Source organism: Xylanibacter oryzae DSM 17970, from assembly GCF_000585355.1.
In the GTDB taxonomy this organism is placed as follows: Bacteria; Bacteroidota; Bacteroidia; order Bacteroidales; family Bacteroidaceae; genus Prevotella; species Prevotella oryzae.
This window is the reverse complement of sequence record NZ_KK073873.1, coordinates 414,097-428,211: the sequence shown is the minus strand read 5'-3', so window position 1 is coordinate 428,211 and position 14,115 is coordinate 414,097. Positions and strand designations below refer to the sequence as shown.

The window sequence follows — 14,115 nt, the reverse complement described above, 5'->3', positions numbered from 1 at the left end:
ATAATATGGAAGAAGGCAAAAAGAATCTTCTCGGAAAAACTATTGGTGAACTACAATCAGCTGTTACCGAATTGGGGATGCCAAAATTTACAGCATTGCAGATATGCGAATGGCTGTATCAGAATCATGTGAAAAGCATAGATGAGATGACTAACATTTCTAAGGTTAACCGTGAAAAGTTAGCTGCTGAATATAATGTAGGTTGTTTACCTAATCTGGGATTTCAAAAATCAAAAGACGGAACTATAAAGTATCTTTTCCCTACTGCTTCAGGTTATTTCGTTGAAACAGTATATATACCTGAAAAAGACAGAGCTACACTGTGTGTCTCTTCGCAGGTTGGATGCAAAATGAATTGTGAGTTTTGCCAGACAGGAAAACAAGGGTTTGACGGAAATCTTACTGCCTGCGATATTCTAAACCAGATTTACTCACTGCCGGAGCAAGACAAGATTACTAATATTGTCTTCATGGGCCAAGGCGAACCAATGGATAACCTTGACAATGTGTTACGAGCTACAGAAATATTGACAGACGAGAACGGATATGCATGGAGCCCAAAACGCATCACGGTTAGTAGCGTTGGAATAACAAACAAGTTGAAGCGTTTTCTTGATGAAAGCGAATGCCATGTAGCAATAAGTTTGCATTCACCTATACATGAGCAGAGGGAAATGATGATGCCTGCAGAAAAGGCCTTTCCTATCAGTGAGGTTATTCAACTATTAAGGCACTACGATTTTTCTCATCAACGCAGACTTTCTTTTGAGTATATAATGTTTGGAGGTTTCAATGATACCACCACACATGCTCGTGAGATAGTAAAACTGTTAAGCGGACTTGACTGCAGGGTAAACCTTATACGATTTCATCAGATACCGGGAGTAAGCCTGCATGCGTCCGACGAAAAACGTATGGAATCAATGCGAGATTATCTCACTAAACATGGAATATTCACGACTATAAGGGCAAGCAGGGGTGAAGATATCTTTGCAGCGTGTGGACTCTTAAGTACAGCTAAAAATAATAATAACAATAATAAATAGTATAGTGTGTAATTTTACTGTTTTAATAAACACGTAATAATTAGACAAAAGACATTAAATAAAGATATAAGCATGGAAGAAAATAAAAAGATTCGCGTAGCAATAACGCATGGCGACACTAACGGTATTGGATACGAAATAATATTCAAGACTTTCTCAGACCCGGCGATGCTCGAGTTGTGCACCCCTATTATATACGGTTCACCTAAGGTTGCTACATTTCATCGTAAGATGTTGGATTTGCCTGTCAATTTCACTATCATAAATACAGCAGAAGATGCTCACGAAGGCAAATTAAATCTTCTTACCACATTCGATGAAGAAGTAAAAGTAGAAATAGGCCAGCCATCCAAGGAAGCAGGTTCTGCAGCGCTGAAAGCATTGGAAAGAGCTATGACAGACTTCCGTAATGGACTTTTCGATGTTCTAGTTACAGCACCTATAAACAAAAACAACATCCAGAGCGAAGCATTCCATTTCGCAGGACATACAGAATATATAGAGACATCTGTAGGTGAAGGAAATAAGGCGTTGATGATACTCCTTAACGAGAAACTACGTGTTGCACTAGTTACTACCCACCTGCCTATAAGCGAAGTAGCTAAGTCTATAACAAAAGAACGAATAGAAGAAAAAGCTACGATTTTCTATAATAGTCTTAAACGCGATTTTCGCATATCCAATCCACGCATTGCTGTATTGGGACTAAATCCACACGCAGGTGATGGAGGCGTAATAGGAAATGAAGAACAGGAATTTATAAAACCTGCAATAGAAGAACTTTCAGAAAATGGGATACAGGCATTCGGTCCTTATCCTGCAGATGGATTCTTCGGCAGTGAGTCATATAACGAATTTGATGGCGTTTTAGCAATGTATCACGATCAGGGATTAGCTCCTTTCAAGACTATTGCAGAAGACGATGGCGTAAACTTTACAGCAGGTTTGCCTATAGTACGCACCTCTCCTGCCCATGGTACAGCTTATGATATTGCAGGAAAAGGTACCGCAGACGAGAATTCATTCCGTCAGGCCGTTTATCTGGCGATTGATGTATTCCGCAATCGCATCGAATATGATGAGCCTTTAGCCAATCCGCTCAAGAAGCTTTATCACGAGCACAGAGACGAAAGCGAGAAAGTGCGTTTTGCTATTCAGAAAAAGCGCGAAGAATAACTCACACTTCATACTATCATCAATGAAAAAGAAATATCAGAACATATTTTTTGTATTCGGTCTTGTTTTGCTTCTTTTAATGCTGACGCAGCTAGATCTGTCACAAGTATTGGCAGGCCTTAAGAGAGCAGGTTATTGGTTTGGAGCAGCAATTGTTCTCTGGGGAGTACTATACATGCTAAACTCCTCAGCATGGTACTTGATAATAAAAAGTGGTAATAACGGTAAATCAGATATTAAATTCTGGTGGTTGTACAAAGTAACTATAAGCGGCTTTGCACTAAACTATACAACCCCAAGTGGACTTATGGGAGGTGAGCCTTATCGTATAATGGCATTATCTCCAAAGATCGGTCCTGAACGTGCGTCATCATCAGTTATATTGTATGCTATGACACACATATTCTCACACTTTTGGTATTGGCTATTGTCAGTGATTATTTTCGTCGCTTGCCGACCTGTAAACCTGTTCATGGGCATCATGCTGGCATGCATTGCAGCATTCTGTATTCTATGTTTATGGCTGTTCTTAAAAGGATACAAAGGTGGAATAGCAATGAAGGCGATGCGTATACTACGCCATTTACCTTTGATAAAGAAATGGGCACGCAAGTATATCGAAAGCCATAAAGAACAGCTTGATACGATCGACCATCAGATAGCAGCATTACACAGTCAAAGTCGTAATACTCTTGTTTCAGCAGTTTTGTTAGAACTTTTATGTCGCTTCTTAAACAGCTTCGAGATATTTTTCATACTACTAGTAATAACGCCCAATGTAAACTTCATTGATTGCGTATTTATACTAGCTTTTACCAGTATGTTTGCAAACATGTTGTTCTTCCTTCCTTTACAGTTGGGAGGTCGAGAAGGTGGTTTTGTGATGTCTGCGGCAAGTTTAGGACTTACAGCAGGTGCCGGTATATTCGTTGCACTTATTGTACGTCTACGCGAACTTATATGGACTGCAATAGGATTATTACTGATAAAAATAAAAGAATAGACAAAGGGCCTGCGACTTCATTTTCCTATAAAATTATGTCAAAGTTGCAGTGTTTTCAAATAAAATGTGTAATTTTGTCAGCTAAATGAATACAACAGAACTACAGAAAGTAAAACAACGGTACACTATTGTCGGAGATTCCGACGAACTGAACCATGCTTTAGACGTTGCATTACAGGTAGCGCCTACAGATCTCTCTGTTTTAATAATAGGTGAAAGCGGTGTAGGAAAAGAGGTTCTGCCAAGAATAATACACGACAACAGCCCACGCAAGAGAGAGAAATATTTTGCCATCAACTGTGGTTCTATCCCCGAGGGAACTATTGACTCAGAGCTTTTCGGTCATGAAAAGGGTTCGTATACAGGAGCTATAAATGAGAGTGACGGTTACTTCGGTGTTGCCAACAAGGGCACCCTGTTTTTGGATGAAGTAGGCGAATTACCTATGCCAACACAAGCAAGGCTCCTACGTGTATTAGAGACAGGAGAATACCTACGCGTTGGTGGCACAGACATTCGCAAGACCGATGTACGAATTGTAGCTGCTACCAATGTCAACTTAGTAAAAGCCATAAGCGAAGGCCGATTCAGAGAAGACCTATATTATCGTCTTAATACTATTCCTATCAAGATGCCACCTCTCCGTGAGCGTGGAGAGGATATAGTATTGCTTTTCAGATTATTTGCCTTGCAAATAGCACAGAAGTTGAGCATGGACAAGATAGCGCTTACAGATCAAGCCAAACAGATGCTCATGCATTACAAGTGGCCCGGTAATGTGAGACAGTTGAAGAATATTACCGAACAGATTTCTGTTATCTGTCGTGAACGTATTATTACTCCTGAAATATTAGGTAAGTTTATACCTACCGATACAGATAGTACGCAATTAGCAACTATAAACAAGAATGACGGGGAGCACTCTTTCGAGAATGAGCGCGAAATATTATATAAGATTCTATTCGAACTGCGCGGTAACGTCAATGACCTCCGACGCGATATGACGATACTCAAAAAGCAACTTGGTGATTCTCAAGCCGAGGCTGCAACTATAAAGGCAAGCACAGACCTTGCGGCCAAATCGCAGGCATCTGCATTAGCCCAAAAGCCGATATTCATACAGCCTGAGCAACCTAAACAGTCTATTGCAGAAGAAGCTGAAGTAGAAGAAATCGACGAACCCGAGAACCTTAATCTTAGTGCTCTTGGCAAGCAGATGCTTGAGAAAGCTTTGGAACGCAATGGAGGCAATAGAGAAAAAGCAGCTAAAGAACTGGGCATTTCAGCCCGTACATTATACAGAAGAATAAGACAATATGGATTGGGCTAAAAAATATATAATACTCATTTTATCAGCAGTATTGCTCATATCATGCAAAGTATCATACAAATTTGACGGTGCTAGTATAGACTATAACAAGACAAAGACTATACAGATCAACGATTTCCCTATACGTTCAAGTTATGTGTGGGGACCTATGCAGAACATATACAACAATCAGTTGAAGGATGTATTTGCCAACCACACTCACCTTGTACAAGTAAAACGCAACGGTGACATGATTATAGACGGTGAGATAACCCAATATTCACAACGCAACAAATCTGTATCAAGTACAGGACAATCTGCACAGACAGAATTGTCAATGACAGTAAATGTACGTTTCACCAACAAAGCTAATCACAAGGAAGACTTCGAACGCCAATTTACGGCCACATCATCTTATGAGAACACACAGTCACTGTCATCTGTACAGGAAGAACTGGTCACACAGATGATAAAAGATATTACAGATCAGATATTCAACGCGACGGTAGCCAACTGGTAAGTCTGCCCTCTTGATAAACACCTTTTATATATACGTATGGAAATTACAGAGCTAATCAATCATCCGGAGTTTATGGACCGGGATTCACTTTATGAGCTGCGCTCTACGCTAGCTCTATATCCCTATTTCCAGACAGCCAGATTGCTTATGCTCCAGAATCTCTATCTGCTTCACGACCCATCTTTTGATGAAGAATTACGCCGTGCAGCATTATATATAACAGACAGGAAAGTAATATTTGAACTGATAGAGGCTGCTCACTACAAACTAAACATCCAACAGCCCACTGTGAAGACAGAGAGCGAACCTGAAAAAGAGAGTCGTACGATATCTCTTATAGATACATTCCTCGATTCAATACCAAAAGAAGAAGAAGAAGAGGAGGAAAAAGGAAACAAACCGAAACGCAAGCCAACACCTGCAGATGCAGCCATCGACTACGTATCATATCTTATACAATCCGAGAGCGAAGAACCGTCAGAAAAAGAGACAAAAGAAGAGGCACCTCAGATGAAGGGCCAAAGTCTTATCGACGATTTCATAAGAAATGACACAGGTAAGATAACTCTTAACGAAAATCCGGAATACCTGCCACAGATATCCGATAACGACAACGATGAGAGTAAGAATGTCGAGGAAACATATTTTACAGAGACATTAGCAAAGATTTATATAAAACAAGGCCGATATTCTAAAGCTTTGGAAATTATTCGCCAATTAAGTTTGGAATATCCAAAAAAAAATGCTTACTTTGCAGACCAAATACGTTTTCTTGAGAAATTGATAATAAATAATAAAAATAAATAACAGCAAAAATGGGATTATACACATTATTCGTAATTTTGATTGTACTGGCAGCTATAATGATGGTGTTCATCGTATTAATCCAGGAATCTAAAGGCGGAGGTTTGGCATCAAACTTCTCATCTTATAACCAAATAGGTGGTGTTCGCAAAACCACAGACTTCATCGAAAAATCTACATGGGGTCTTGCCATTGCCATGGTTCTATTCAGCATTGTATGCGCTTACGTAGCTCCTAAGGCCACAACATCAGAGAGTGTTATTGAGCGTAGCGCTACAGAAGATAGTTCTACAAATCCAAACACATTACCTGGATTCGGTGCAAGTCAGAACAAACAGTCTGCACCTGCACAGAAAGGCGGAGCACAGCAAAAAGCTCCTGCAGCTCCTGCACAGCCAGCAAACTAATATGCAAAAATTTTAGGGATTTATTTGGAGATTTCAAATAAATCCCTTACCTTTGCACTCGCTTAAGAAAAGCAACCAACATGGTGGATGTAGTTCAGTTGGTTAGAGCGTCAGATTGTGGTTCTGAATGTCGTGGGTTCGAGTCCCATCTTCCACCCTTAAAGCTTATAAGTCCTATAAATCATTGATTTATAGGATTTCTTTTTTAACACATTTCAAAATTTCTGCCTTTTTATTCAAGATTTGACCATGCACATAAATATAACGATATAAAATTATATCAAAGATATACTATTTAGAGCATTATAATAGTCAAGTTAAATATTACGGTAGAAAATAGGAACTGCCAATAATAGATAATTTAATCGGTGGATGTTATATAACGATAACAAAAGAAACAAACAACTATTTTCTGAATTTTTCAAACTTATTCTACGTTTTAAAACATCTATTTCGTATCTTTGCAGTTAAAGAAGAATTTTATGCTTCTTGCCTGATATAGATATTCTATGGAAAAAATATTAAAACGCCTAATTGGAGAAAACACTACTTGTGATTTCAAGGAGTTTCTGGAACGTAAACAATATAAAAGTTGGTTGAAGAGTGTAAGCGCTTTTGCCAACGGAATTGGAGGTTCATTATTCTTTGGTGTAAATGATGATGGTGAAGTAGTTGGACTGAAAGATGCAAAATCAGATACGGAATTTATCAGTGATAAGATAAAAAACATTATAGATCCCATACCTGACTTTGAATTAAAATCAATTCAGACAGAAAATGGTAAGACAGTTTTGGAACTTCATATTCCGTCAGGAAGTATGACGCCATATTATTTCGTTAATAGTGGTAGCCGCATTGCTTTCATCAGAATTGGCGATGAAAGTGTTATTGCGTCATCAGGTCAATTAAGCAGTTTAGTACTCAAAAGCAGAAATGTCACATATGATTCACTACCTACAGAATATACATTAAAGGACATGACATTTGAAAAGTTGGCAAAAACTTATGAGAAGCAAACAAATTTATCATTTAAAGAAAAGTTACTCCGTTCTTTCTCTCTAGTTACCGATAAAGGCTTTTTAACGAATGCCGGTGTCCTATTCGCTGATCAATGCCCATTTAGGCATTCAAGCCTATATTGTACTAGATGGAGTGGCATTCATAAAGATGATGCTAAAGATTCTAGAGAGTATCAAGGGAATTTGTTGACTTTACTAAATGCAGGAGAGCAATTCGTAGATTTGCATAATCTCAAAGGTTGGATAAAGTTATCAAACCGCCGTCTGAACACTCCTGATTATTCAAGTAGAGCTGTGTTTGAAGCGCTGGTAAATGCGTTCATACATCGTGATTATTCAGAATTGGGAAGTGAAGTCCATATTGATATCTACGACGACAGATTGGTTATATATTCTCCCGGAGGTATGTTCGACGGCTCGTTAATACAAGATAGGAATTTGGATGATGTATCTTCAAAACGACGTAATCCTATATTAGCAGACGTATTTTCCCAGTTGAACTTTATGGAAAAACGAGGTAGCGGTTTGCGTAAAATTTGCAACGAATCAGCTAAATTGCCAGGCTTCTCAAGAGCTAAAGAACCAAGATTCCGTTCACAAGCGACCTCGTTCTATACAGAATTGCTGAACAATAATTACAAGAAACATATAAATGACCCTGTAAATGACCCTGTAAATGACCCTGTAAATGACCCTGTAAGATTACAGAATTTATTGCAGTTAGATTTGATAACACTACTGAAAGAAGATCCAACTATAACTAGACCAGAACTATGCGAACGTCTAAATGTGAGTTTGGCAACAATCAGACGAGCACTAGCTCAATTGAAAAATCTAAAACTAATCGAACGAGTCGGTTCTGACAAATCAGGACATTGGAATGTAAGTAATATTATTGAAAAAAATTAAAATATTCAAGTAAATGAATTAGAACTCTTTTATATGTCGACTAATATTTAGCTATTTTTTTCGACTTTTCTTTGTTATAGTCGTATAGTTAAATGTAGTAACATAGAATACAGATGGAGCAAAGAAGACTAAACAGTATTATCCTAAAATGTAAAGATGGCGATACAGAAGCTTTCCGCTTACTTGTATCTGAATACCAAAACATGGGATTCTCACTTGCGCTGAAGTTGCTTTGCTCCGAATCAGATGCAGAAGATGCTGTTCAAGAGGCTTTTGTCAGTGTTTGGCAAAATATCAACCGATATTCTGAAAGCAAAGGTAAGTTTACAACATGGCTTTACAAAATAGTTTACAGAGTCTGTCTTGACCGACTGAAACATAAGAAAATCACGTCTCCCCTACCAATAGACCAGACTGTATTCCTAACATATGTATCTGCGCCTGATCCTGAACAACAGCTAATGAACAACCAATGGGTGGCTATCGTTAAAGTTCTTGTTTCAGAACTTAGTTCAAAACAACAGATCGTTTTCACGCTCAGTGTACTTGAGAACATGGAGACAAAAGAAATCGAGAAGATCACAGGATTAAGTGCAGACAATATAAAAAGCGATCTATATGTTGCAAGGCAGAAAATTAAGAAACAATTAACACGCTTAGGTTATGACAAATAATGAACAACTGATTGATAATATATTTAAGGATCTGCAAAATAAGCACCCTAGGCTTAGCCATCCTAACAAAATGACAGATTCCATTATGCGCAAAATAGAGAAAGAATCACGACCTAATAGATGGTTTGTTCCTGTAAGGAATTGCTCTATCGCAGCCGCGATATTACTACTCTTTATCTTCACATTTCAGATGATAACAGTAAATTATGCCACAGACGGAGCAAGCATAATTGCCTATCAGAACGAGACATTAAGTAAGACGCGCCCCATCAAGGACGGGGACTTATATATAAACTATATACAAAAGAAACTCTACGATAAGAGTAGTTACGAACTTTTAAAGAAGAAAATTTATGAAAGCAAATATTAACCTTTCATTCCTTCTGTTATTCCTGCTATTGATTGCATCATGTACAGACCGGAAATGCAGAATGAGTACTGTTATCAATAAAGACGGATCATGCGAGCGTACTTTTGAGGTTCAGCTTGATTCTTCCCAGTTGGTCAGCGGTAAAATTGATACCATCCACAATATTGTAAGAATCGGAACAGGCTGGCAGTTAAGTTGGTCTGTAAAGGGACAAAATGCCAGACATCCATTTCCATTCAGCCGGCAGACATACGACTCTATCCGGTCACATATAAGCAGAAGAGCATGCGACACTATTGCCGTATTTATATCCGGAAAGTGGAGATCAGCAAAAGATATGGGCGAACATACATGCTTCAATCTTGATAGCGTAAAAACCCTTAAACCCCAAACAGAACTAAAACGTTCATTCAGATGGTTTTATACCTATTATTCATATCGTGAAACTTACCACAGACAGAATTTATCCTTCAAAGTTCCACTCGAAAAATTTATGACCGGAGCCGAAATAGGCTTTTGGTTCACAGGTTTTCCTAATCTTACCAAAGGATTGAATGGCATTGAGCAGGACGATATCATGAGTAACATTAAAGATAAATATAGTAAATGGCTAACAACTAATTATTTTGAGACAATCTACCAATTAATCGTCGACAACTACAGTCTTGTCAATAAAGCCCCTGTCAGCAAACAAGGGTTCATCCATCTTCATGATGCTATCTTACAAAGATTCATGACCAAAAAAGAAGAGGTTATTGAAGAAGAAAACACAAAAAAGTTATTTAGTGATTTCTTCCATTCAGATGCTTTCTCAGCAGTTTTGGATAACGAAAAATTGAAGGAGAACGCATATAAGACACTGTCCGACTATATAACATTGACCCAGTTCTCTGTAGATTATCAACTGTCAATGCCAGGTGTCATCACAGATTCAGGAAGAGGTATTATTGGAAATAGCCTTGCCGGCAACGATCAGCACGTCATTAGCTACCGATTGACAGGCGAACGTCTAATTTCAGGCAACTATTCCATAACAGCTCAGTCTAGAGTGACAAATATCTGGGCTTTTGCTATCACCGCAATCGTTATTTTCACAGCAGTATACCTTTATATTCGCAAAAAGCGGAAATAAACATGTAGTACATAATCTGCATATTTTATATAAAAGGCATTGTGACTCAAAGTTTTATAGATATCTTTACCGCATGAAAATAATACATGATACAGAAAACGAGAAAGCGTGTACCGAAATAGAGGGCTACACAGCTTATGTGGAATATGAACTGACAGAAGGAACGTTGGATATTCTTCATACATATGTTCCTTCTCAATTAGAAAATCGAGGAATAGCTTCGCAATTGGTGAAGTATGTTTACGACTATGCCATCCAACAAGGTTTAAGACCTGCAGCGACATGCCCCTATGCCAAGAATTGGCTTAAAAAACATCCTGAATACGACAAATAATTACCTTTATTTTCTCCCCTATGCGATTTTGGGGAGTACGCCGAAGCCGGGAGGGATAGGTACAACACCAAAAGCAATAAAGCAGAATTTATAGTTTGAGACTTGAGACTGAGACTTTTATAAGACTCAGTACAACAGCCATTTCACCATATTAAGGATATTATAATATTTTTTGCCTTACAAATACAATGTTAATTTAATAAATTATAGTAATTTTACAACTTCAATAATAATCTACTACATAGTAAATACTATGACTATTAAAACAAAAATGAATAGAAAACCGGTAAAAACAATTGATATTATTTTAAATTTTTGTACGATAATCAAAAAACATAAGATTTTTTTGGCAACTATTATTTTCTCTTTATCATTCTTATCAATAATGGCACAAGGATCAGATGACAAAAAGCCGCCTAAGTCCGATCTTTATGATTTATGCGGTTCAGCTTACGATTCATTCCTTCACATACCATTAGAGGCCAAAGTCTTTTTACTTGACAAAGACTCGGTAATATTAGACACAACAACATGCGATATCGACGAAAAATACTCCAATTATGAGTTTAAAGTCCCAAAAAAGGAAAATCAGTATATCATCAAGTGCGTTAGAAAAGGATACGAAGACTGCTATCAAAGTGTTAGCATAAAACCCCGCGGACGCAGTTATTACACACTAGTACCTCAGCATCTTATGAAGAAGAAGAAAGATATATACAAGAATGTTGATCTAGACGAAGTGAAGGTGGTAGGAACAAGGATACAAATTGCCTATCGCGGAGATACCCTCGTATATGACGCTTCGGCATTCGTACTGCCTGAAGGCTCGATGCTCGATGTACTGGTCAGGAAAATACCCGGTGCACAACTAAAGGATAATGGTGACATCTATATCAATGGGCAGAAAGTGGATTACCTCACATTGAATGGAAATGACTTCTTTAAGGGGAATAACAAAATAATTCTCGACAACCTGCCCTACTTCACCGTCAAAGATATTAAAGTGTATCATAAGGAGAAAAATTTAGCCGAGCAATACACTACGATGGGGCCCAAAAAGGACTTTGTTATGGATGTGAATTTAAAGCGTGAATACAGGCACAGTCATCTGGCTAATGCAGAAATCGGCGCCGGTTCCAATAACCGCTGGAAATCACAACTTTTCAGTCTTGTCATGACAGATCATTCTAATATCGCCGTCTTTGGCAATGCCAATAATGTAAATGAGGATCGTGAACCCGGTCAGGATGGCGATTGGAAGCCATCAGATTCCTCTCAAGGTACTAAGACTAGTAGGCAGACGGGGTTTTATTTGCAAACCGAAGACAAGAATAAAACACTGAGCGAAGAGCTAGACGGTGTTGTAGACTGGAGCGACAGCTATCAAGACAGCCACGCTCATAGCGAAACATTCTCTTCGGATGGCAATATCATCAAAGGCAATTCTTCTACTGAGAAGAACAAAGAATTCCATGTAAATCTTAACAATACCTTTCAGCTATTTAAACCATTTGTAATGAGTTGTTTCTATTCGTTAGACTATGGCAAAACCAAATCATATTCAGAGAACAGAGATTCTACCTATAGAGACTATTTGATTAACCACACATCAAGAGATACAAAATCGCTTATAAATAATATTGATACACGAATTCATTTAAGTATGTACAAAGACCTCCCATGGGGAGATATGCTGGGTTTGTCCTTGAGTGGAAATTATTTGTCTAATAAGCCCGATGAATTGTATTCCAAGAATCACACTGTTTATGAAAACCCGACCAATAAAGACATTCGCGACTATTACACAGACAATAACCATCATGGATATGAATATCAGGCCTCATTAAACTATAGTTACTCCTTACCACGAAACTGGAAAATAATGCCCTTCTTGGGTTATGGTCAGTCCTTCAGTTCGCAACATAATGCCAACTATCGCCTAGACTGGCTGAAAGACAGCACCTACGACGAACTTGGCGACTTGCCTTCTAATGAAATATTACAGGCACAGGCATTCGACTCTAATAACAGTTATCAATATAATGATATAAATAGGAAATACATGAGCGGGATATGTATCGATACAGGAACCAAAAACAGTTTTTTCAGCATTAACTTCCCGTTTAATTTCTATAGAGAACACATTCATTACCGGCAATCTTCTCTTGATACGATAGCCCGCCGTTCATACTTTTCGTTTACACCTAATATAACATACAACAGATATGGGCCTAACAAACGTAGTTTCTCTTATAGCATGAACGTTGAAGAGCCGAAATTCTATATGCTGATGCCCTTTGCAAATAATACGAACCCCCTGTCGTTGCGCATTAATAATCCGAATCTTAAAAAAAGAATAATACATAAGCTCTCGGCCAATGCCACGTTTCATCCAGACTCTACCGATCTAAGTTATTGGGTTGGCGTAGATGCCAAATATATACACAATGCCTGGGGTACGCGAGTAACATACAATACCAACACGGGAGCTTTCACCTATATGAGCGACAACGTGAATGGCAATTGGAATGCAGCTCTCAAAGGAGGTTTCTTTCGTTCTCTCGACAGAAAACGCCTTTTTAGTTTGAATGTCGACGCGAATGTAAATTATGACCATAGTGCAGATTTTGACATCGCCTATAATTCAGAAACATCAGCTATTAGTAATGTCAATACCATTAATACAGGCCTTAACGTAAGGTTGGGATACAGATTAAGAAGTTTTTCTGCAGGTATAACGAGTAAGTTTGCGGGGCGTTTCTCACGCAGTGATCGTAAGGATTTTGAGAATATCAATGCCTGTGATTATCAGTATGGTGGCAACTTACAATATACGATACCTCTTATCAAACTAACGCTGGCAACAGACATCAACATGTTTAGTCGCAGAGGCTATAACAGCAATCAGATGAACACCGACGATCTGATATGGAATGCCCAGTTAACGGAACCTATCTCTAAAGGTAACATTCTGTTTAAACTTCAAGCCTTTGATATTCTGCATCAGCTGTCAAATAAGAGCTATACAGTAAATGCTCAGGGAAGAACAGAAACATGGTACAATAGTCTACCCCGCTACTTTATGTTTTCGGTTGCCTTCAAGTTTAATCAAAAGATGAAAGACAAATAAAGAAAACACGTGCCTAATTTGATCCGCAAGTGCCCCTTGATAAAAGTTCTTTCACTTATTTTATTCTCCCCTATGCGATTTTGGGGAGTACGGGGAAGCGGTAGGGATACGTGCAACAGCAAAAAAAGTAAAGTAGTAATTCAGAATTAATAGTTTGAGACTTGAGACCGAGACTTTTTATAAAACATCAGATGCTGTACAAATATAGAAAACTATAAAAAAGTTTGGAACTTTACATATAAGTAACTACATTTATTACGTTATTATGCTATAACAACTTAA

Annotated in this window: 13 protein-coding genes and 1 tRNA gene; all 14 read left to right on the top strand. The window is 38.2% G+C overall.

Annotation, left to right across the window (positions count from 1 at the left end; all coding sequences use genetic code 11):
• The first annotated feature begins 5 nt into the window (after positions 1–5).
• Positions 6–1,046 (top strand): dual-specificity RNA methyltransferase RlmN, encoded by a 1,041-nt coding sequence (rlmN, locus tag XYLOR_RS01615; protein WP_036876394.1) that lies wholly within the window; start codon positions 6–8, stop codon positions 1,044–1,046.
• A gap of 72 nt (positions 1,047–1,118) precedes the next feature.
• Positions 1,119–2,222, top strand: coding sequence for a 4-hydroxythreonine-4-phosphate dehydrogenase PdxA (gene pdxA / locus XYLOR_RS01610; RefSeq protein WP_036876392.1), 1,104 nt, complete (start codon positions 1,119–1,121; stop codon positions 2,220–2,222).
• 22 nt (positions 2,223–2,244) lie between these two features.
• The gene (locus tag XYLOR_RS01605) at positions 2,245–3,225 is read left to right on the top strand and encodes a lysylphosphatidylglycerol synthase transmembrane domain-containing protein (RefSeq protein ID WP_036876391.1); all 981 of its coding nucleotides are present in this window, start codon (positions 2,245–2,247) and stop codon (positions 3,223–3,225) included.
• An 85-nt stretch (positions 3,226–3,310) separates the two neighbouring features.
• Positions 3,311–4,555 carry a sigma-54 interaction domain-containing protein gene (locus XYLOR_RS01600; RefSeq protein ID WP_036876389.1) on the top strand — a complete coding sequence of 415 codons (1,245 nt, stop codon included), beginning with the start codon at positions 3,311–3,313 and terminating at the stop codon, positions 4,553–4,555.
• Positions 4,542–5,054: an LPS assembly lipoprotein LptE gene (lptE, locus tag XYLOR_RS01595; RefSeq protein ID WP_036876388.1), complete on the top strand. Its 513-nt coding sequence runs from the start codon at positions 4,542–4,544 to the stop codon at positions 5,052–5,054. The genes XYLOR_RS01600 and lptE overlap by 14 nt, the downstream gene beginning before the upstream one ends.
• Positions 5,055–5,090: 36 nt before the next feature.
• On the top strand, positions 5,091–5,861 hold the full coding sequence (locus tag XYLOR_RS01590) for a DUF8458 domain-containing protein (protein WP_036876386.1): 771 nt from the start codon (positions 5,091–5,093) through the stop codon (positions 5,859–5,861).
• A gap of 8 nt (positions 5,862–5,869) precedes the next feature.
• Positions 5,870–6,265 (top strand): preprotein translocase subunit SecG, encoded by a 396-nt coding sequence (gene secG / locus XYLOR_RS01585; protein ID WP_036876384.1) that lies wholly within the window; start codon positions 5,870–5,872, stop codon positions 6,263–6,265.
• Between the two features lie 82 nt (positions 6,266–6,347).
• Positions 6,348–6,423 (top strand) — tRNA-His (locus XYLOR_RS01580).
• 351 nt (positions 6,424–6,774) lie between these two features.
• A complete protein-coding gene (locus XYLOR_RS01575; RefSeq protein ID WP_036876382.1) occupies positions 6,775–8,193 on the top strand; it encodes an RNA-binding domain-containing protein in 1,419 nt (472 codons plus the stop codon).
• Between the two features lie 113 nt (positions 8,194–8,306).
• Positions 8,307–8,867 carry an RNA polymerase sigma factor gene (locus XYLOR_RS01570; protein WP_036876380.1) on the top strand — a complete coding sequence of 187 codons (561 nt, stop codon included), beginning with the start codon at positions 8,307–8,309 and terminating at the stop codon, positions 8,865–8,867.
• The gene (locus XYLOR_RS01565) at positions 8,857–9,237 is read left to right on the top strand and encodes a hypothetical protein (protein WP_036876377.1); all 381 of its coding nucleotides are present in this window, start codon (positions 8,857–8,859) and stop codon (positions 9,235–9,237) included. Before XYLOR_RS01570 ends, XYLOR_RS01565 begins: the two co-directional genes overlap by 11 nt.
• Complete coding sequence (locus XYLOR_RS01560; RefSeq protein WP_154655644.1) at positions 9,221–10,369, top strand: hypothetical protein; 1,149 nt, start codon at positions 9,221–9,223, stop codon at positions 10,367–10,369. The genes XYLOR_RS01565 and XYLOR_RS01560 overlap by 17 nt, the downstream gene beginning before the upstream one ends.
• Before the next feature lie 73 nt (positions 10,370–10,442).
• A complete protein-coding gene (locus XYLOR_RS01555) occupies positions 10,443–10,703 on the top strand; it encodes a GNAT family N-acetyltransferase (RefSeq protein WP_036876373.1) in 261 nt (86 codons plus the stop codon).
• 385 nt (positions 10,704–11,088) lie between these two features.
• Positions 11,089–13,833: an outer membrane beta-barrel protein gene (locus XYLOR_RS01550; protein WP_169730543.1), complete on the top strand. Its 2,745-nt coding sequence runs from the start codon at positions 11,089–11,091 to the stop codon at positions 13,831–13,833.
• The last annotated feature ends 282 nt before the right edge of the window (positions 13,834–14,115 follow it).

Coding starts and splice junctions, on each gene's coding strand:
- rlmN (WP_036876394.1), top strand. CDS start 6: ATGGAAGAAGGCAAAAAGAATCTTCTCGGAAAAACTATTGGTGAACTA.
- pdxA (WP_036876392.1), top strand. CDS start 1,119: ATGGAAGAAAATAAAAAGATTCGCGTAGCAATAACGCATGGCGACACT.
- XYLOR_RS01605 (WP_036876391.1), top strand. CDS start 2,245: ATGAAAAAGAAATATCAGAACATATTTTTTGTATTCGGTCTTGTTTTG.
- XYLOR_RS01600 (WP_036876389.1), top strand. CDS start 3,311: ATGAATACAACAGAACTACAGAAAGTAAAACAACGGTACACTATTGTC.
- lptE (WP_036876388.1), top strand. CDS start 4,542: ATGGATTGGGCTAAAAAATATATAATACTCATTTTATCAGCAGTATTG.
- XYLOR_RS01590 (WP_036876386.1), top strand. CDS start 5,091: ATGGAAATTACAGAGCTAATCAATCATCCGGAGTTTATGGACCGGGAT.
- secG (WP_036876384.1), top strand. CDS start 5,870: ATGGGATTATACACATTATTCGTAATTTTGATTGTACTGGCAGCTATA.
- XYLOR_RS01575 (WP_036876382.1), top strand. CDS start 6,775: ATGGAAAAAATATTAAAACGCCTAATTGGAGAAAACACTACTTGTGAT.
- XYLOR_RS01570 (WP_036876380.1), top strand. CDS start 8,307: ATGGAGCAAAGAAGACTAAACAGTATTATCCTAAAATGTAAAGATGGC.
- XYLOR_RS01565 (WP_036876377.1), top strand. CDS start 8,857: ATGACAAATAATGAACAACTGATTGATAATATATTTAAGGATCTGCAA.
- XYLOR_RS01560 (WP_154655644.1), top strand. CDS start 9,221: ATGAAAGCAAATATTAACCTTTCATTCCTTCTGTTATTCCTGCTATTG.
- XYLOR_RS01555 (WP_036876373.1), top strand. CDS start 10,443: ATGAAAATAATACATGATACAGAAAACGAGAAAGCGTGTACCGAAATA.
- XYLOR_RS01550 (WP_169730543.1), top strand. CDS start 11,089: ATGGCACAAGGATCAGATGACAAAAAGCCGCCTAAGTCCGATCTTTAT.